Consider the following 19,195-nt stretch of genomic DNA (forward strand, 5'->3'; position numbering starts at 1 on the left):
TTCAAAATTAAATATCAATACTTTTCAAGTATTATTTGTACTCTAATAAGAAATTAGATACTGCGGTAAAATCACCAGGAACAATCGCTTGGCCACTTAATCCTTGTAAATAAGCAGAAAAGTTCAGTGTATTTCGACCTGTTAGTAGGTTTTGGTTAGTGACCGATGAGCCATCGAATTTCACTTTTTCACCATTCATGCCTATAACCACAACACCTGCACCTGATGCTGAACCTTGTATCGCTAACATATCGCTATCAGTACCAATTGCACCGCCAGTAAAAGAAACATCAACTGTTTTCAGTGTGCTAACATCACAATCAACTAATTGAATATTAAAATTTTGTGCAGTAGATTTACCACCATCCGCTAATGAAGCATTGGAGATTTTACCCATTGGTACAATTTGGCTAGCAGTGTCAGCACTGATACCGCATGGAGCATCAATGATTTCACCTTGAAAAGATACCGTGCCACTTCCTGCGGCAAAAACGGATGAACTCATTACCCCGGAAATTAATGCTGCTAAAATAATTTTTTTACTCATAACTGCCTCTATAAAATAAGATAATAGATACCCATTATAATAAGGGGTATTGTTTCGTTTTATTTCCCATTGAGAAAATAAACATAATATCCAATATGGATATTATGTTTATTCTTACATATGATTTTAAATAAAAAGAATTTATATAACTAAAAAGTCATTCCTACTGGCATTGTTAATATCTAATATATAAATATCACTTAACTTCATTTCTTCTAATATATATTGAATCAAGATTTCATAACTAATATCTAGCGCTAATATAAAATTAAATAGCGTATCGACACTAATATGATTAATTCCCCTTTCATATCTCGAGATTTGTTGTTGAGAGATATTTAATTTAACTGCAATTTCATATCCAGATAATCCCTTTTCTCTTCTTGCTCTTTTCATGGAGGCACCAACTATCTTTGTAATAGACTTACCATCATTGGTGCTAGAATAATTAAATTTTTCTATATGCATATAGCGTCTCCACTCCTGATATTTAAGACTAATACTTACTACTTCCTTTTGTCGCGATAATTATACGAATTTAATTTATTATTTAAATACCTGTGAAAATCTCACTTTATCTAAATATAAAAAAAACCATCAATACAAAAAAATAATCTCATTTGATTACAATGAGTTATGATGATCTAATTTTGATGTTCTTTATTGGAAGATGATAATCACCACAATTACTCACTTCTGGTGATTTTATGACGATATATATTATAAAAATAAGGCATATTTTTGGTCATTTAAGTTATAACTGCTCAATAATTAACCATCAAATTATGAGTAAAAAGTCAATTGTAAATCATGTACATCTATTTACTCATTTTTTAACTACTTCTTATTAAAATACAATAACATGTTAATATCGACTTAATTTATAGGGATATAAGACATTGAAAAGATATTTTATACAAATAAATTAAATTAATAAATTAATGACAATGGCTCTGAGGCTATTTCCTAATACAGCACATGTTTTATATTGAGATCACCATATATCGCTTAATATTGAGTTATATAAACTTAATGATATCTCTCAGAGGAGCCACTACCTCTAGCACTCGCTACCAAAGTAGAAAGTTACATTATGTGGTCACAAGCCATTAAAACTGCTCGCGGGAAATGTTTAGTGAAAACGATATTGTCAGTTGGGTTAAGCTGAATGCGTATTACTTGAGGAAATGCGTTTTTGAGTATTTCGTAATGGAGAGCCGAAAATAACCCTAGCGGCACTGAATGTCATTTTCGGTTGACGAAACCACATGAAGACGCCAAAACGGGTCGAGGGCTTGCTGCAAATTTCACTAATTTTTTAATATTACCTACTTTATTGGGTAATTTAACCTATCTAAAACAGGTAACGATGCCATTTAAATTGCAGGTTCAGTCATCTCAGACCTAGCTTAAAGCTAGGTCTTCCATTGACTATCTGACGCCAGTAAACTTATTCAATCACACCTTGGCTCTTCAAATATTCATCATAAGTTCCTTTGAAATCAATGACTTTATCTTCTTTGATTTCTAAGATACGACTTGCTAATGAACTGACAAATTCACGGTCGTGAGAGACAAAAATCAATGTGCCTTTATAAAGCTCTAAGGCTAGGTTTAAGGACTCAATAGATTCCATATCCAAGTGGTTGGTAGGTTCATCCATAATTAAGATATTTGGTTGTTGCATCATTAGCTTACCAAATAACATGCGACCCTGCTCACCCCCCGACAGTACTGATACTTTTTTCTTGATGTCATCTTGAGTGAAGAGTAAGCGTCCTAAAACACTGCGAACCGCTTGTTCATCATCGCCTTCACTTTTCCACTGACTCATCCAGTCAAAAACGGTCAGATCTGTTTCGAAGTCTTCTGCATGATCTTGTGCATAATAACCAATAGCACTATTTTCAGACCACTTAACCGTACCACTCTTAGGAGGAAGTTCGCCAACGAGTGTTTTCAAAAATGTGGTTTTACCGATACCGTTCGCACCGATAACCGCCATTTTTTCCCCTACTTCAAGTAATAAATTTAAGTTTTTAAACAGCGGAGCTTGATCATAACCATTCGTCACCCCTTCCAACTCAAGGGCATTACGGAATAATTTTTTCTCTTGTTCAAAACGAATGAATGGGTTTTGACGGCTAGAAGCTTTAACTTCCTCAAGCTGAATTTTATCAATTTGACGTGCTCGAGAAGTGGCCTGTTTTGATTTTGAAGCATTCGCACTAAAGCGACTCACAAAGGATTGCAATTCGGCAATTTGCGCTTTTTTCTTCGCATTATCTGCAAGTAGGCGCTCTCTGGCTTGTGTTGCAGCAATCATATACTCATCATAGTTACCCGTGAACAAACGCAATTCACCGTAATCTAAGTCAGCCATATGCGTGCAAACCGTATTCAAGAAGTGCCTATCATGGGAAATAATGACCATAGTGCAATTACGATCGTTCAACACTTGCTCTAACCAACGAATAGTATCAATATCCAAGTTGTTGGTTGGTTCATCGAGTAACAAAATATCGGGATCTGAGAACAGTGCTTGAGCCAACAGTACCCGTAATTTCCAACCTGGAGCGACTTCACTCATCGGGCCGTAATGCTGCTCGACAGGAATGCCCACACCGAGTAACAGTTCACCCGCACGAGCTTCCGCACTGTAGCCATCCATTTCACCGTAAGCGACTTCAAGATCAGCAACGCGGTAGCCATCTTCCTCACTCATTTCAGGAAGTGCGTAAATACGGTCGCGCTCTTGTTTTACATTCCATAGCTCAACATGCCCCATAATGACAGTATCGAGCACTGTGTATTCTTCGAAGGCAAATTGATCCTGACGGAGTTTACCAATGCGCTCATTAGGGTCAGTGGTACTCACATTCCCCGCAGTTGGTATAAGATCGCCCCCTAATATCTTCATAAATGTCGATTTACCGGCGCCATTTGCCCCGATTAAACCATAACGGTTCCCTGTTCCGAATTTAACGGAAATATTTTCAAACAGCGGCTTACTGCCAAACTGCATAGTGATATTGCTTGTCTGTAACACTTCTATGCCTTTAATTTACGATGTCGAGGATACCCAACCAAATAGCGGCGCATTATGCCACAATCATTCGCTTAGATCTTGTACTGATTGCATCACCTAGATGAATAGTAATCCATTCAGCCCTGTATATAATCAAACGAGGTAAGCATTTATCGGTTATGCCACAATATACCAATACTTATTATTGCTATTATGGCAATATAATAAATGGAATTAAAAAGTCGTATGATGAACTTTAAGTTCTAAATAAAAATATTGTTCGCTAAGGCAACTTAATATCGCGATAATAAAAGATAGAATTTATTTATAATGTCGTGATGGCCTAATATTTATTATTAGACCATCAATGGTATTTTATAACTTAATTCCCATGGTACGCGTGATTTCTGTTAACCCCTCTCTCTCATAAAACTTAATTGCCTTATGGTTTTGTGCTAACACAGTAAGCTCTAAATGGCTTAATTGATTGTCTTTTGCCCATGTTTTCATTTGCTCAATTAATTGATGCCCCACTTTTTGGCCTCTCAACTCGGGAGATACGACAAGGTCAAAAATATAGGCAAATTGTCGAGGAACCATACAATTATAAGGCGGTGCCGTTTGCTTTTGAGCAATGCAAAAGCCTTTAACTTGCCCATCATATTCCGCCACGAGCAAATGAAAGTTTTCATCACTAATGGTATTTTCAACAAAATCTCTCATCTGTTTAGCAGGCTGCATTCTTTCACTATCAAGCGCTGCCATTTCAGTAAATAACAGCTCATAGAGAGACAGCACAGCTTCAATATCGTGTTTTACTGCACAGCGGATCATAAATACCTCACCGAAGTTTAATCATAAGTTTTAACCGATGGCGCAAGATAGGTTTCAAAACGATCGAGTAGTGCTGCTGGATCATTTTCAACTATCGCCATATGGCGATATTTTTCCTGTAAAAAAGCCTCATCAGCCATTTTGTTCGTCATATCAATTAGTGGCTGCCAATAGTTATTAATATTAAATAGCCCACAAGGCTTAGTGTGTAGCCCTATTTGACTCCAAGTGAACACCTCACTAAATTCCTCAAGAGTGCCGTAACCTCCAGGTAGAGCAACAAAGCCATCGGCAAGCTCAATCATCTTACTTTTACGTTGATGCATCGTGTCAACTTTATACAATTTAGTCAGATTTTTATGAGAAATTTCACGCTCTTCAAGTAGTGAAGGAATAACTCCAATTGCTTGACCACCTTGAGATAAAATAGTGTCGGCCACCGTGCCCATAATACCAACGCTTGCCCCACCATAAACTAAAGTAATATTGCGCTTGACCATTTCTTCTGCAAATTTAATCGCCTGTTGCTTATAAACTTCATTAGCTCCCATGCTGGAACCACAATAAACGGCAATACTGTTAATTTTTCTCATTTTTTCCTCGTTTTTATCGTGTTTTTATGGAAAATAATTATACGTTACATAAGGATAAGCTCAACACACATTCTCATCCCGCCCTCATCAACATATAAAACTCTGTCTAAAATTAATTAAAGCGCCTACACATGGGGTATATAGTCAACAAAATAAATATTAAATGCTATGTTTTATCGTGCTCTCTATTTTATAAATACATATTATCCATGTTAAATTTATGTCATAATCACCGCTTATGTTATGTACCTGAGTTGTTAATAGTCAGCACGTACATTTTCTTTGTCAAAATTTTCTTTTATTGAAGAATAATCAGCCATTTTTTTGCTGATTTTATTACGTATTTCTGAGGTTCAACGATCCATGTCTGCCGATACTAAAAAGAGTGCCTTTCCTCTATTACCCGTGGGATTGCTATTACTGGCAATGACCTCAATTCAGAGCGGAGCATCTCTAGCTAAAACACTGTTTCCTGTTATCGGTGCACCAGGAGTGACTGGGCTACGCTTATTGCTTGCGACCATTATTTTATTTGTCATTTTTAAACCTTGGCGATTAAAGTTTAGGCGAAACTCTCTTATTCCCCTGTTAACTTATGGTCTTTCTTTGGGGACCATGAACTATTTGTTTTATTTATCCTTAGAACGAATTCCACTTGGGATCGCGGTAGCACTTGAGTTTACAGGGCCACTGGCTGTCGCAATGTTTTCATCCCGCCGCCCCATTGACTTTTTATGGATAGCGTTGGTCATCGTTGGGCTGCTCTTTTTATTGCCTATCGGTGATGATATTAATGGCCTAGATCTTGTCGGTGCCTTATATGCCCTTGGTGCGGGCGTTTGTTGGGGGATCTATATTATTTTTGGCCAACGGGCTGGCGCAGGTTATGGTGCCGCAACCGTAGCAATAGGCTCCTTTATTTCAACCCTGATCTTTTTCCCTATTGGGCTAATGCAGACAGGTGTTGAAGTTATGTTTGACCCTGCTATTTTGCCGTTGGCGTTGGCTGTTGCTGTTCTCTCTACAGCCTTTCCTTATACCTTAGAGATGATAGCGCTTACCCGACTTCCAGCAAAAACCTTCGGGACTTTGATGAGCCTTGAGCCTTGTATGGGGGCATTCCTTGGAATTGTCTTCCTCCAAGAGCATTTAACCGTTACTCAATGGTTAGCACTATTATGTATTGTTTTTGCCTCAATAGGCTCAACATCCACAGCACGCCCTAAAACAAAAATAGAAGAGGTTTCTTAAATAAATAGAGGAAGAAATTTCTTTATTATTTAATTTGTATAAAGGTTAATAAAGTTAACAACATTTTCTTTATTAACCTTATTTATTGTAAACTTTCTTTAATATCATTGAAATATTAGCTTATTAATCCTATAGTAATATTTATTAAGCGTTTATTTAATTATAAGCCGTTATCAATTTTACCTATCAAAGTAATAGAATATTGCATTATGACAAGTTGGTTCTGTTGTTTTATATTAATTAACAGAAACAGATTATTGAATAATTAATTACTTATAAGGGGAAGATTATGAGTACAGCTAAATTAGTAAAAGCACCTCAAGCAAATCTTTTATATACCCGCAATGATGTTGAGGATAGCGTTAAATTAGAGTCTATCAATATTTTGAATGTTATGGTCATCCATTTTACTGATCTTTCTTTAATGACCAAACAAGCACATTGGAATATGCGCGGTCGTAACTTTATTGCCGTACATGAAATGCTAGATGGCTTCCGTACCACTTTAGTTGAGCACCTTGATGAATTTGCTGAGCGTGCTGTACAACTTGGTGGAGTTGCAATTGGTACGACTCAGCAAGTCAATAAATTTACATCGTTAGAAGCTTATCCAATTGATATCCACGATGTTCAAGATCATCTAAAAGCATTAGCAGACCGTTATGCGGTTGTGGCTAACGATATTCGTAAAGCTATCGATGAAGTCGAAGATGAGGATACCGCGGATATGTTTACTGCGGCATCACGCGACCTCGATAAGTTCTTATGGTTCTTAGAAGCTAATATTGAGTAATGTCGATAAAAATAGTCAACGTTGATTGACCCCTTGGCCACACTAATGTGTGGCCTTATTGTTATTATACTATTAAGAAAGACGTTAACGTTACGTACCGCTTGGCATAGCCGGCCGTTCAATCGGGAACACGGGTAATGCGTTCAGCAACCGCTTACCATAATTTTTGGTGATCAATCGATTATCATAGATAACAATCTCACCATAGCATTCATGGCTACGGATCAACCTTCCTGCTTGTTGAATCAAATTAAATGATGCACTTGGTAAACTTTGTACTTCAAACGGATAACGTTTAAGCGATTTTAACCATTCACCTTCAGTAATAATCACGGGGTTAGTCACCGGTGGAAAAGCGATTTTATGGATATGTACCTGTGTTAAATACTCACCTTTTAAATCAAGCCCTTCCGCAAATGACTGCAACCCTATCAGTACACTGGTTAACCCTTTATTGATCCTGTCACAATGGGTTTCAACTAACCGATAACGCGGCTGATCCCCTTGCACTAACAATTGTAGGCGTAAATCTTTTACATGTTCCAGAAACCCTTCCATCGCTCGCTGGCTACTAAACAACACTAGCATACCTCGATGAGTACCTTTTTCTAATTGATGCCGGAAATACGTTGCCATCTCCGCTAAATGTAGCTCTTCATTCGAGATAGTTGGTTCGTACTTCATTTGAGGAATAATCAGTTTACCCTGTTCAATATGATTAAAGGGTGAAGACAGCGTCACAAAACGGTCATCACTTTTTTCTGATAACCCACTCAATTCTTGAAAACGAGAGTAGCTATTAAGTGAGCGTAACGTCGCTGATGTGATCACGATGTGTGGCACATTGCGCCATAATAGCTGCTGTAATTGCTCACTAACCCGTATCCCAGCACAGTGCAGAAATAAACGAGACTGGTTTTTCTCATAACGACGGCTAAGCCATTTCGAAATTGGCGCTCCTGATGTTTGGTCAATTGACGCTAACCGCCATAATTTCGCCATATTTTCAAAATAGCCCATTGCTCGGCTAGTTAATAGAATAGAGCGATGTAAGCGAACAATATCCTGTTTAGCCGTTTGCTCGGTTAAATCATTGAGAATTGATTCCGCTAACCCTCTTAGCCCGTCGGTCAGTTTGAAAAGTTCTTGGCAACATAGCTGCATTGCCTCAGGCAACAGCCCCATCGGAAATAAGTACTCATTATCCTTTGAGGTTTCTGGTAATAATGCGTTGGTTAGTAGCGAAAAATCACGAAATGCTTCTCTTAACTTTTCCGCGTGCTGCTGTAACCGCTCTGGGTTCGCTAATTTTGGCGGCTTGGCAGGCCTAAACTGAGCGAGATATTGCCCCACATGATGAAGAAAATTATCCACCTGTGCTGTTAATTGAACGAGTGTGATCTCGCCTTCCACTTCCAACGCATCCCTTGCTACGTCAGGCACATGATGCCCCTCATCCAGTACTAAAAGGAGTTTTTTAGGATCTGGTAATACCGATTCGCTTTCCATTGCCGCCATCACCAGCGCATGGTTTGCAACCACCACATCCGCATCTTCAATTTCCCGCCGAGCAATAAAAAAGGGACAACGCTGATAAAATTGGCAATTACGGCCTAAGCAATTCATTTTGTCAGTGCTGACCTTACGCCATAAGCTATCGCTAAAAGCACGCTTATGGTGATCCCGTAAGCCATCCCATGCAAAACTATGAAAATCATTACGTAACTGCTGGCAAATCGCTCTCTCTTCACTGTTTGCGATTTCGGTTTTATCTTCCACCAGCAACATTAAGTCAATTTGTTCACCTTCTGCGGCACAGATTGCTTCCAGATTGCGTGGACACACATAGCGTGCTCGCCCAAAAGCCCCTGTATATTTAAGATCAGGAATAATTTTACTGAGTAAGGGCAGATCCTTACTGAATATTTGATCTTGTAATGCAACATTCGCAGTACTGACAACCAATGTTTTGCCTTCTTCTCGGCCAACAGCAATACCCGGTATCAAATAAGATAATGTTTTACCAACCCCTGTAGGAGCCTCAATAACCAAATGCCGCCCTTCTTCGTCCGCCAAATTTTTAGCAACTTCAGCAATCATTTGGCGCTGAGGCGCGCGGGATACGAACCCGTCAATGTGCTGTGATAACCCTTTGTACCATTGGGTTATATGTTCTTTCATTTTATTTGACAGGGACATAGGCTCACTGCTGTTCACATTAGAAGATATAGGATAACCAAGTAGGTCAATAACATCGAATTAAACAATATATGCTTACGAAGGCGCTCGCAAAAACTACTGTTTAAAAAACCATTATGCCATAAAATTGGGAACAGGTTGGCAAATTCCGGATCCATCCGCACAAAAAAGAGTATTTAACTTGTCTGCAACAAACATCGGGTTATACTTTGGGTTTATTTCTTCAATTCAGGCTATAAAAATGAAAAAGGTTGTTATCGCGCTTTGCGCACTCTGCGCATTCGGCTCCATCGGTGGAATTGTCTTAGCTGGCATGAATATTTATACACGCTCAACGACACCTATTGAGCAGAGTCAGGCACAGCAACCCTCAATTATACCTTCAGCGGGTCAGGTTCAATAATATTTACATTCAGGATGAAGATAATTTATGTATGACGCTTATTTTGTAACACCCGAATGGTTACATGACCATTTGTCTGACTCTAACCTTATCGTACTAGATGCTTCATCTCCGCCCCCAACAGCACCCTATGATTGCCGACAACGTTGGTTAGAAGAGCATATTCCAAGCGCACAGTTTTTTGATCAAGATAAGGTTGCTGATACTCGAACACCCCTGCCTCATATGCTGCCTGACGCTGAAACTTTTAGCCGTGCGGTCGGTGAAATGGGAATTAACAATAACACTCAGGTTATTATTTACGCCCAGAATAATTTATTCTCAGCACCACGTGCGTGGTGGACATTCACCACAATGGGCCATAAAAATGTCAAAATTCTCGCGGGTGGCATTGAAGCATGGAAAGCACTCGGTTTCCAAACTGAATCCGGTGAGGTCACGCCGCCAGCCCCACAGCACTACACCGCTCAGCGCCACGGTGACAACGCATTAAATCAAACACAAATGCTTAACCTCGTAGAACAGGGAAAAGTACAAATTATTGATGCTCGTGCCGCGGCACGTTTCTTAGCGCAAGCACCTGAGCCTCGCCCAGGGCTACGTATGGGCCATATCCCCGGTAGTAAAAACATGCCTTGGGATCAATTAGTTGAAAATGGTGAATTTAAATCACCGGCCCAACTTAAAGCCCTATTTGCAGAGCAAGGTATTGATATTCATGCCCCTTCCGTCACAACGTGTGGCTCTGGTATGACGGCGGCTGTGGTGCTCATGGCTCTGACTCTATTAGGCAACACAAATGTTAAGCTATATGATGGCTCTTGGGCAGAATGGGGCCAAGACAATGGGTTACCTATAGAGTCTTAATTATTCATCTAATCAAAAGATTAATTGAACTAAAAATCGGATTAATACTTAATCAACATTAAATAGTATTCAAAAAAATAACCCTCTATTCACGGAGAGGGTTATTTCTTTCAAATCGAGATAAGTTTAGTCAATCGCTATTTGGCAAATATCCCAGCTAAAAATAGCACGACGATCGCACCGATAACCGCAACAACAAAACTACCGAAATTGAAGCCGTCTACTTTACCTTTACCGAAGAAGGTACTGATGTAGCCACCCACAACAGACCCAACAATTCCGAGTACAATAGTCATGATAAAACCAATATGGTAAGTGCCTGGCATAATCCATTTAGCCAATACCCCTGCAATCAGACCAAAAATGACCCAAGAAATGACTCCCATCATCGACCTCCAAACGAATTAATACGGTAAAAATAGATTTTAACCATGTTAGTTTGCCATCTTATGACATACGATTTAAGTCAATTTAGCATGATTAAAAAAGCCATTAGCCCTTTAAGTTAAGAACTAATACTCTATTTTAGCAAATCATAAACAACCGAATGATTAAAATTCCATCATTTTTGCTGGCTTTTTTACTTCAGATTCGATCACTTCAGCGATCTGGCGAGCACTCTTTAGCGCTCGGATCAGAGAAAATAGTCTGTCTGCTTGCTGATATTCTTTACGTAAATAACCTAACCATTGCTTGATACGTGCGGCATGGTAATTCCCCGTATCTCCTTGTTTTTCAAGCTCTGTATATTTTAATAGCAAGCTGCCGACGTGCTCCCAAGCCATTTTGGGCTGATTGCTTTTTATGACATGACTTAAATTAGGCGTATGCAGAGCGCCCCGCCCAATCATAATCGCATCACATCCCGTTATTGCTAGGCAGTGCTGAGCACTTTCATAATCCCACACCTCACCATTGGCAATTACAGGGATGGATAAGCGGCGACGAATATCGCCAATAGCTTGCCAATTAATCTTTTCAGCTCGATAGCCATCTTCTTTGGTACGGCCATGCACCGTCAATTCCGTCGCTCCAGCCTGCTCCACGGCATCTGCGATTTCATGACAAAATTGGCTATTATCCCACCCTAACCTGACTTTAACAGAAACAGGTAATTCCTCTGGAACAGCCTCTCGCATCGCCTTTGCGGCACGATAAATAAGCTCTGGTTGCTTTAGTAAAGTTGCACCACCCCCATGGCCATTCACGGTTTTAGAGGGGCATCCACAATTCAGATCTACCCCCCATGAACCCAGCGAAACTGCCCTATAGGCGTTTTCAGCTAACCACTGAGGGTGCTGCCCCAATAACTGAACGCGTACTAACGTACCTGATGGTGTCCGACTGCCATGACGCAATTCCGGACATAACCGATAAAACGTTTTTGCCGGTAAAAGGGTATCGACAACTCGTACAAACTCAGTAATACAGAGATCGTAATCATTGACCTCACTGAGTAAGGAGCGCACAAGCGAGTCAAGTACCCCCTCCATCGGGGCAAGTAACACACGCATTAGCCTTCACCGCGTCCCTGACGCACTTTTTTTTGTGCGCTTTTCCATGGTGAGGCTGATGCCGATTTATCTTTTGAGCTATCAGCACCAGTACGTTCGCGGCGCGGCTTCACAGACGTATTATGGCGTTTATTTGCACTACGCCTTTCATTATTACGCTGCGGCGCTTTTTGGATAGGTTCAGGTTTAATGGAAGGATCAGGCTCATAACCTTCTATCGCCATAACAGGAACCGGTTTTTTTAGTAGCTTTTCAATATCTTTTAGCAGCTTTAACTCATCAACACATACCAGTGAAACAGCCATTCCTGTTGCGTCTGCTCGCCCTGTACGACCAATACGGTGAACATAATCTTCCGCTACATTAGGCAGTTCAAAGTTAACAACATACGGCAATTGTTCGATATCTAAACCACGTGCCGCAATATCTGTCGCCACCAGTACTCGAACATCACCTGATTTAAAATCTGCTAATGCACGTGTACGCGCGCCTTGGCTCTTATTACCATGAATTGCCGCCGCTTTTACGCCATCTTTATTTAGATGTTCAGCAAGGCGGTTCGCACCATGTTTTGTGCGTGTAAAAACAAGAACTTGCTGCCAGTTTTCACGGCCTATCATGTAAGATAACAGCTCTGCTTTACGTTTCTTATCGACATGATGGACAAACTGGGTGACTTGCTCAGAAGCCGAGTTACGAGGAGCGACTTCGATCGTCACAGGGTTATCCAGTAATTTATTCGCTAATTGTTTAATTTCATTAGAGAATGTAGCTGAAAACAGCAGGTTTTGACGTTTTTTAGGTAACTTACTGATCACACGGCGAATATCATGAATAAACCCCATATCAAGCATACGATCGGCTTCGTCCAAAACAAGGATCTCAACTTGAGATAAATTGACCGCATTTTGATGCTCTAGGTCGAGTAATCGCCCCGGCGTCGCAATCAAAATATCAACACCGCCACGTAACTTCATCATTTGTGGGTTGATGCTGACACCACCAAACACGACAAATGAGCGGATCCTTAAATGACGGCTATATTCCTTAACATTCTCAGCGACTTGCGCAGCCAATTCACGTGTCGGCGTTAAGATCAATGCCCTAATCGGTTTGCGATCTTTTCCAATTCTAGGAGTCGAAATTAATTTTTGTAAAATGGGTAAGGTAAAACCCGCCGTTTTCCCTGTTCCTGTTTGAGCACTCGCTAAGAGGTCGTGACCATCAAGGACTGCTGGGATAGCTTGCTGTTGGATAGGCGTAGGGGCTTCGTAGCCTAACTCATTAATGGCGAGCAGAATTTCCTCGTTTAATGCGAGGTCTGAAAAACTAGTCAAATTAAATTACTCCGGACTTCACCACTCTGAATGATCAGAGGCAGTTCGAGGGGAAGGATTGTAGATGAAGAAAAGATGCAAACTGCCGTGCAATTGCGGGAAGTCTAACATTATTTGGCTCTAATAAGTATATTAATTTAGTTTAGAAAATAAATTAATACAAAATTACTCAAATATAGTATATATAACTATTACAAACTAGAATATGTCGTTTTCCGTCACTGAATTATGCAAAAAGCCGTGTAGAGCTTGTTAGGTTGATATTTAGTTTTGAATGTTTAAGGAAATTTCATGATTACAAACACACCGTCAACACATCGAGGAGAAAACGCCAGAGTGCAGTTGCTATGCTCAGCTGCAGATGTCTATGGTGAATTAGGTCTCGACGGAGCAACAACCCGCAAAATTGCTCAAGTTTCGGGGCAAAATATTGCCGCCATTTCCTATTATTTTGGTTCAAAAGAGGGGCTGTATCTCGCTGTAGCCCAATTGATTGCGAACACAATAAAAGAAAACTTTAGCGAGACAACCGCGGAAATTGATACATATCTTCGTCAAACCAATCCCCCTCCTGATGAGGCCATCAAACTCTTGCAAAAAGCATTAGTCGGTTATAATTACTTTCAGCTAGAAAAAAAGAACCTGAGTTTTTCTCGAATACTCGCTAGAGAGCAACTCAACCCAACCGAAGCCTATACCATTATTCATGAGCAGGCTCTCGGACCTATTTACACCAAATTAAACCGTCTTATTGCCATTTATATAGGCTCCGATCCCAACAGCCTAACCACCTTAATCCAAACCCATGCCATCTTAGGGGAAACGCTCTCGTTTCGTATCGCAAGAGAGACGTTACTTCGGCAAACTGGCTGGAAACATATCAATGAAGAGGAATATAAAATCATTAACCAAGTACTGATAGAGCACACCAATATCTTGTTGGAAGGATTGCGTCATCGCAAAGAGGCACAAAAGTGATATCATTAATCCATAAAAAACGGTTATAGATTATCGAACTATCTATTTTTAGACATGTAATCTACACGAAGAATAAGGTTAATTATGAACAATAAACGTCGTTCAATCTTTTTAATTCTTATTGTCATAGTAATCGGTCTCGCTGCGGGTGGTTATTATTGGTATCAATCACAGCAAGATAAAACATTAACCTTATATGGTAATGTTGATGTACGAACCGTCAACCTTGGTTTTCGTGTTGGTGGGAAGCTCGCGTCTTTGAATGTTGATGAAGGCGCGCGCGTTACCCCCGGTCAAGCTTTAGGCCAGCTTGACCAAGCGCCTTATATCAACGCATTAAACAAAGCAAAGGGCGTTAGAGACAGTGCAAAAGCCCAGCTAGCTATGAAAGAAAAAGGCTATCGCACTCAAGAAATTGCACAAGTTGAAGCAGAGGTTGCCCAAAAACAAGCGGCATGGAAATACGCTGAAAGTTTTTACCAGCGCCAAAAAGGACTCGCAGCCTCCCATGTGATTTCTGCCAATGAGCTAGACAATGCAAAGACAAATCGAAATCAAGCACTTGCCGCATTAAAAGCCGCACAAGATAAACTAAACCAGTATCAAAGCGGTTTCCGTCAAGAAGAGATAGCGGCTGCACGAGGCGAATGGCTACAAGCTGAAGCGGCTGTTGCACAGGCAGAATTAGACTTAAAAGATACCGTATTAACAGCCCCCTCAGATGGAACCATCCTAACGCGAGCCATTGAGCCTGGCAGCATTGTCGGTGCTGGTAATACTGTATTTAGTGTCACTCTCACGACGCCTGTTTGGGTAAGGGCTTATGTCGATGAGCCTAATTTAGGGATGGCCGTTCCTGGTCGAGAAGTTTTGCTCTACACCGATAGCCGTCCAGATACCCCTTATCACGGTACCATTGGTTTTGTATCACCAACCGCTGAATTCACGCCAAAAAGCGTACAAACTCCGCAATTACGTACTGATCTTGTATATCGGCTACGCATCGTTGTCAGCGATCCTGATGAGGCACTACGCCAAGGCATGCCAGTTACCATCCGCTTTGCTGAAATTCAGTGATAAGAGTGCATGATGAGTAAGCACGATGACTGCATTCGTCTTCAAGGGGTTGAAAAAACATTTCAGGGTTTAGACTCCCCCGCAGTAGAGAGCTTAACGGCCGAGATCTATGGTGGCTCGGTAACGGGTTTAGTCGGCCCAGACGGTGCAGGCAAAACGACGTTAATGAGAATGCTTGCCGGTTTATTAAAACCTGATTCAGGCACAATCAGTCTAATGGGATTAGATCCGATTAAAGACAGCGTACAAGTGCATGCTAATTTAGGATATATGCCACAAAAATTTGGCTTATATGAAGATCTGACCGTCCAAGAAAATCTTGATTTATATGCTGATTTACGTGGCGTCCTCGGTGAAGAGAGAGAGAAAATTTATCGTCAGTTGCTCACCTTTACTGATTTAACAAATTTTACAGGTCGACTTGCCGGTAAATTATCCGGCGGTATGAAACAAAAGCTAGGGTTAGCTTGCACACTGATTGGCAGACCAAAGGTGCTACTTTTAGACGAGCCTGGGGTTGGGGTTGATCCCATCGCACGACGCGAATTATGGCGAATGGTACACACTTTAGCCGATGAGGGGATGCTGATCCTTTGGAGTACCTCCTATCTTGATGAGGCCCAACAGTGCAAACATGTTTTGCTCCTTAACCAAGGCCAATTGCTTTTTTCAGGGAAACCTCAAGATCTGACCCAAACTATGGTTGGTCGCTCCTATTTATTAGATGTTCCGGCCGCCAATAAACGTACAATATTGCAAAATGCCCTCGTTCTTCCGGAAACCAGCGATGGCGTGATCCAAGGGCGTTATATCCGTTTAATATTAAAGCCTAATGCGTCTAAAACGTCGCTACTTCACCGTTTGCATATGCCTGATGGGAAGCTGATTGAGGCAGAGCCACGTTTTGAAGATGCTTTTATTGATCTCTTAGGTGGGGGGCCTTCCCATCGCTCAGAATTGGCGGCTATCATGCCGCAAATCCCTGCTAATCCAAGTGAAACCGTTATTGAAGCGCGTGATCTAACGAAAAAATTTGGTGATTTTGCCGCGACGGATAGCGTCAATTTTCAAGTAAAACGCGGTGAAATTTTTGGCTTACTCGGCCCCAATGGTGCGGGGAAATCAACCACCTTTAAAATGATGTGTGGATTGATGAGACCAACCGAAGGTCATGCCTTAGTGTTAGGAATGGATTTAAAGACCAGCTCAGATAAAGCACGGCAACACCTCGGCTATATGGCGCAAAAATTCTCGCTCTATAGCAATTTAAAGGTTGGGCAGAATCTCAAATTCTTTTCTGGTGTTTATGGTCTGCATGGTAAGCATCAAACACATAAAATAGCTGAAATGGTTGAGGCCTTTAATTTTAAGCCAATTATTAATCAAATAACTGATTCACTCCCTCTTGGCTTTAAACAACGCCTTGCCCTTGCCTGCTCCCTTATGCATGAGCCAGATATTTTATTTCTTGATGAACCGACATCGGGGGTCGACCCTCTCACTCGACGTGAGTTTTGGCTACATATCAACGGCATGGTCGATAGAGGCGTAACCGTCATGGTGACAACTCACTTTATGGATGAAGCAGAGTATTGTGATCGCATAGGATTAGTGTATCACGGCAAGATCATTGCCGCAGGTACGCCAGATGAGCTAAAACAGCAAGTCGCTAGTGAAAGTCATCCAAATCCATCAATGGAAGATGCTTTTATTGGGTTGATACTTGATTATGATAAACAGCGGGAGGAACAATGACCGCCAACGCGTCTCATTTTTCTTGGCGTAGACTCCGTGCATTATGCATTAAAGAAAGCAAACAAATCGTACGCGATCCCAGTAGTGCATTGATTGCCGTTGTGATCCCCCTAATGCTGTTATTTATTTTTGGTTATGGGATCAATTTGGATTCCAGTCAATTACGTGTTGGCATCTTGATGGATCAACAAAGCCATGAAGCACGCCAACTCGTCGATACATTTACAGGCTCCCCTTTTATTGACGCTACGGTTAGCGATAATCGGCAACAATTAATTGCAAAAATGCAAGCGGGCAAAATTCGCGGCATTATCGTTATCCCCGTGAACTTCTCAGCCCAATTGCTACGTCCTGAAGGGCATGCCGCCATACAAGTGATTACCGACGGCAGTGAGCCTAATACTGCGAACTTTGTACAAGCCTACACCAAAGGGATCTGGTATACGTGGTTGATACAACAAGGTGAAAATCGAGGCTATCCCACAGATCCCCTCATTGAGTTAAATATGCGTTATTGGTTCAATGAAGCTGCAATTAGTCAGCATTTCATTATACCCGGTGCCATTAGTATCATAATGACGGTAGTTGGAGCTATTTTGACATCACTGGTTGTTGCTCGTGAATGGGAGCGCGGCACAATGGAAGCCCTTCTCTCGACACAGATTACACGCACCGAATTACTTTTATCCAAATTATTACCCTATCAAGTCTTAGGCTCCTTTGTGATGATCTTGTGTATGATTGTCACGACATCACTATTAAATATACCTTATCGAGGCTCACTCTTAGTGCTGTTTTTGATCACTAGCCTCTATTTAGCGACCGCTCTCGGAATGGGGCTATTGATTTCCACCATCACTCGCAATCAATTTAATGCCGCAATGGTCGCATTGAATGCGGCATTTTTGCCAGCAATTATGCTATCAGGCTTTATTTTTGAAATCTCAAGCATGCCAATATTTGTCCAAATCGTGACTTATTTCATTCCGGCGCGCTATTTTGTCAGCAGCTTACAAACGCTATTTCTGGCAGGCGATATCTATATTGTTTTGTTCACCAATCTGCTGTTACTTATCGCCTCCGCTATTTTATTTATTGGCTTAACGGCATGGAAAACACGCCGTCGTCTTGATTGATAAGGATGAAATATGTTTTACCGCCTATATACCTTGATCATGAAAGAACTACAGACGTTATTGCAGGAGAAGCAAACGCGGATCATTTTGCTCATGCCTGTTATTTTCCAAATGATCTTGTTTCCTTTGGCTGCAACCCTTGAGGTTACCAACACCACGATCGCCATTTTCGATCAAGATGGCGGGAAGCACTCTATTGAATTAACTCAACGATTAGCAAAAGCAGAAGCCTTTTCTCAAGTACGATTACTCAAAAATGAGCACGAGATCCGAGAAACACTGGATAACCGAGAAAGCTTATTAGTCGTACGCTTCGGGCAAAATTTTAGCGCTGACATCGATAGCCAGCACACCGCGAAGATGATGTTATTACTTGATGGACGTAACTCTAACAGCGCGCAAATTGCCGCTAACTATATTGAACAAATCGTATTACAATATCAAAGCGAGCTAACGGCAGGCCGCCCTTTAGCCAATAATAGCGAGTTAGTGGTTCGTAACTGGTATAACCCTAATCTGGAATATAAATGGTTTATCGTGCCATCACTGGTGGCATTAATCACGACCATTGGCGTACTGATTGTCACTTCCCTGTCGATTGCCCGAGAGGCCGAACAGGGAACCCTTGACCAATTACTTGTATCGCCGCTCACGACTTGGCAAATTTTTATCGGTAAAGCCGTACCCGCATTGATTATTGCCACCGCGCAAGCGACTTTAGTCTTAGTCATTGGTATCTTCTGTTACCAAATCCCCTTTGCAGGCTCCCTCACGCTATTTTATGCAACTATGGTGGTTTATGGCCTTTCACTAGTGGGTTTTGGATTATTAATATCGGCTTTGTGTTCAACCCAGCAACAAGCATTTATCGGTGTATTTGTTT

18 protein-coding genes are annotated in these 19,195 nt (G+C 41.0%); 9 read left to right on the plus strand and 9 right to left on the minus strand.

Annotated features, from left to right (window positions below; genetic code table 11):
- Positions 1 to 31: 31 nt before the first annotated feature.
- The 5 genes from PSE69_RS11485 to PSE69_RS11505 form a co-directional block, all read right to left on the minus strand.
- Positions 32 to 547 (minus strand): fimbrial protein, encoded by a 516-nt coding sequence (locus PSE69_RS11485; RefSeq protein ID WP_014657784.1) that lies wholly within the window; start codon positions 545 to 547, stop codon positions 32 to 34.
- Positions 548 to 688: 141 nt separating this feature from the next.
- Positions 689 to 1,015: a helix-turn-helix domain-containing protein gene (locus PSE69_RS11490; protein ID WP_004917882.1), complete on the minus strand. Its 327-nt coding sequence runs from the start codon at positions 1,013 to 1,015 to the stop codon at positions 689 to 691.
- A gap of 982 nt (positions 1,016 to 1,997) precedes the next feature.
- Positions 1,998 to 3,596 carry an ABC-F family ATPase gene (locus tag PSE69_RS11495; protein WP_014657783.1) on the minus strand — a complete coding sequence of 533 codons (1,599 nt, stop codon included), beginning with the start codon at positions 3,594 to 3,596 and terminating at the stop codon, positions 1,998 to 2,000.
- Positions 3,597 to 3,950: 354 nt separating this feature from the next.
- Positions 3,951 to 4,409 (minus strand): GNAT family N-acetyltransferase, encoded by a 459-nt coding sequence (locus PSE69_RS11500; RefSeq protein WP_004917876.1) that lies wholly within the window; start codon positions 4,407 to 4,409, stop codon positions 3,951 to 3,953.
- Between the two features lie 17 nt (positions 4,410 to 4,426).
- The gene (locus PSE69_RS11505) at positions 4,427 to 5,002 is read right to left on the minus strand and encodes a TIGR00730 family Rossman fold protein (RefSeq protein WP_004917874.1); all 576 of its coding nucleotides are present in this window, start codon (positions 5,000 to 5,002) and stop codon (positions 4,427 to 4,429) included.
- A 363-nt stretch (positions 5,003 to 5,365) separates the two neighbouring features.
- Here PSE69_RS11505 and rhtA point away from each other — a divergent pair, with 363 nt between their 5' ends.
- Positions 5,366 to 6,253: a threonine/homoserine exporter RhtA gene (gene rhtA / locus PSE69_RS11510; RefSeq protein ID WP_072502930.1), complete on the plus strand. Its 888-nt coding sequence runs from the start codon at positions 5,366 to 5,368 to the stop codon at positions 6,251 to 6,253.
- Between the two features lie 289 nt (positions 6,254 to 6,542).
- A complete protein-coding gene (gene dps, locus PSE69_RS11515) occupies positions 6,543 to 7,046 on the plus strand; it encodes a DNA starvation/stationary phase protection protein Dps (RefSeq protein ID WP_004917871.1) in 504 nt (167 codons plus the stop codon).
- A 90-nt stretch (positions 7,047 to 7,136) separates the two neighbouring features.
- Here dps and dinG read toward each other — a convergent pair whose 3' ends face one another.
- Positions 7,137 to 9,245: an ATP-dependent DNA helicase DinG gene (gene dinG, locus PSE69_RS11520; protein ID WP_014657781.1), complete on the minus strand. Its 2,109-nt coding sequence runs from the start codon at positions 9,243 to 9,245 to the stop codon at positions 7,137 to 7,139.
- Positions 9,246 to 9,486: 241 nt separating this feature from the next.
- Here dinG and PSE69_RS11525 point away from each other — a divergent pair, with 241 nt between their 5' ends.
- Positions 9,487 to 9,648 carry a hypothetical protein gene (locus tag PSE69_RS11525; protein WP_014657780.1) on the plus strand — a complete coding sequence of 54 codons (162 nt, stop codon included), beginning with the start codon at positions 9,487 to 9,489 and terminating at the stop codon, positions 9,646 to 9,648.
- A gap of 27 nt (positions 9,649 to 9,675) precedes the next feature.
- Positions 9,676 to 10,515: a 3-mercaptopyruvate sulfurtransferase gene (gene sseA / locus PSE69_RS11530; protein WP_004917864.1), complete on the plus strand. Its 840-nt coding sequence runs from the start codon at positions 9,676 to 9,678 to the stop codon at positions 10,513 to 10,515.
- Between the two features lie 137 nt (positions 10,516 to 10,652).
- On the opposite strand, the gene PSE69_RS11535 is transcribed toward sseA, so the two are convergent.
- From PSE69_RS11535 to rhlE, 3 genes are all read right to left on the minus strand, one after another.
- Complete coding sequence (locus tag PSE69_RS11535; RefSeq protein WP_014657779.1) at positions 10,653 to 10,901, minus strand: GlsB/YeaQ/YmgE family stress response membrane protein; 249 nt, start codon at positions 10,899 to 10,901, stop codon at positions 10,653 to 10,655.
- A 165-nt stretch (positions 10,902 to 11,066) separates the two neighbouring features.
- A complete protein-coding gene (gene dusC, locus PSE69_RS11540) occupies positions 11,067 to 12,029 on the minus strand; it encodes a tRNA dihydrouridine(16) synthase DusC (protein WP_004917859.1) in 963 nt (320 codons plus the stop codon).
- The gene (gene rhlE, locus PSE69_RS11545) at positions 12,029 to 13,366 is read right to left on the minus strand and encodes an ATP-dependent RNA helicase RhlE (protein WP_036943538.1); all 1,338 of its coding nucleotides are present in this window, start codon (positions 13,364 to 13,366) and stop codon (positions 12,029 to 12,031) included. The genes dusC and rhlE overlap by 1 nt, the downstream gene beginning before the upstream one ends.
- Before the next feature lie 291 nt (positions 13,367 to 13,657).
- Here rhlE and cecR point away from each other — a divergent pair, with 291 nt between their 5' ends.
- The 5 genes from cecR to PSE69_RS11570 form a co-directional block, all read left to right on the plus strand.
- Positions 13,658 to 14,344 carry a transcriptional regulator CecR gene (cecR, locus tag PSE69_RS11550; protein WP_004917856.1) on the plus strand — a complete coding sequence of 229 codons (687 nt, stop codon included), beginning with the start codon at positions 13,658 to 13,660 and terminating at the stop codon, positions 14,342 to 14,344.
- Between the two features lie 84 nt (positions 14,345 to 14,428).
- Positions 14,429 to 15,421, plus strand: a complete 993-nt coding sequence (gene hlyD / locus PSE69_RS11555) for a secretion protein HlyD (protein WP_116820406.1) — start codon at positions 14,429 to 14,431, stop codon at positions 15,419 to 15,421.
- A gap of 12 nt (positions 15,422 to 15,433) precedes the next feature.
- A complete protein-coding gene (locus tag PSE69_RS11560; protein WP_060560670.1) occupies positions 15,434 to 17,176 on the plus strand; it encodes an ATP-binding cassette domain-containing protein in 1,743 nt (580 codons plus the stop codon).
- Positions 17,173 to 18,312 (plus strand): ABC transporter permease, encoded by a 1,140-nt coding sequence (locus PSE69_RS11565; RefSeq protein ID WP_004917851.1) that lies wholly within the window; start codon positions 17,173 to 17,175, stop codon positions 18,310 to 18,312. The genes PSE69_RS11560 and PSE69_RS11565 overlap by 4 nt, the downstream gene beginning before the upstream one ends.
- A 12-nt stretch (positions 18,313 to 18,324) precedes the next feature.
- A partial coding sequence (locus PSE69_RS11570) for an ABC transporter permease (protein WP_272675239.1) occupies positions 18,325 to 19,195 on the plus strand: 871 nt, incomplete at its 3' end.

The sequence above is a fragment of the Providencia sp. PROV122 genome (assembly GCF_028482365.1).
GTDB classification, from domain to species: domain Bacteria; phylum Pseudomonadota; class Gammaproteobacteria; order Enterobacterales; family Enterobacteriaceae; genus Providencia; species Providencia stuartii.

Coding starts and splice junctions, on each gene's coding strand:
- PSE69_RS11485 (WP_014657784.1), bottom strand. CDS start 547: ATGAGTAAAAAAATTATTTTAGCAGCATTAATTTCCGGGGTAATGAGT.
- PSE69_RS11490 (WP_004917882.1), bottom strand. CDS start 1,015: ATGCATATAGAAAAATTTAATTATTCTAGCACCAATGATGGTAAGTCT.
- PSE69_RS11500 (WP_004917876.1), bottom strand. CDS start 4,409: ATGATCCGCTGTGCAGTAAAACACGATATTGAAGCTGTGCTGTCTCTC.
- PSE69_RS11505 (WP_004917874.1), bottom strand. CDS start 5,002: ATGAGAAAAATTAACAGTATTGCCGTTTATTGTGGTTCCAGCATGGGA.
- rhtA (WP_072502930.1), top strand. CDS start 5,366: ATGTCTGCCGATACTAAAAAGAGTGCCTTTCCTCTATTACCCGTGGGA.
- dps (WP_004917871.1), top strand. CDS start 6,543: ATGAGTACAGCTAAATTAGTAAAAGCACCTCAAGCAAATCTTTTATAT.
- dinG (WP_014657781.1), bottom strand. CDS start 9,245: ATGTCCCTGTCAAATAAAATGAAAGAACATATAACCCAATGGTACAAA.
- PSE69_RS11525 (WP_014657780.1), top strand. CDS start 9,487: ATGAAAAAGGTTGTTATCGCGCTTTGCGCACTCTGCGCATTCGGCTCC.
- sseA (WP_004917864.1), top strand. CDS start 9,676: ATGTATGACGCTTATTTTGTAACACCCGAATGGTTACATGACCATTTG.
- PSE69_RS11535 (WP_014657779.1), bottom strand. CDS start 10,901: ATGGGAGTCATTTCTTGGGTCATTTTTGGTCTGATTGCAGGGGTATTG.
- dusC (WP_004917859.1), bottom strand. CDS start 12,029: ATGCGTGTGTTACTTGCCCCGATGGAGGGGGTACTTGACTCGCTTGTG.
- cecR (WP_004917856.1), top strand. CDS start 13,658: ATGATTACAAACACACCGTCAACACATCGAGGAGAAAACGCCAGAGTG.
- hlyD (WP_116820406.1), top strand. CDS start 14,429: ATGAACAATAAACGTCGTTCAATCTTTTTAATTCTTATTGTCATAGTA.
- PSE69_RS11560 (WP_060560670.1), top strand. CDS start 15,434: ATGAGTAAGCACGATGACTGCATTCGTCTTCAAGGGGTTGAAAAAACA.
- PSE69_RS11565 (WP_004917851.1), top strand. CDS start 17,173: ATGACCGCCAACGCGTCTCATTTTTCTTGGCGTAGACTCCGTGCATTA.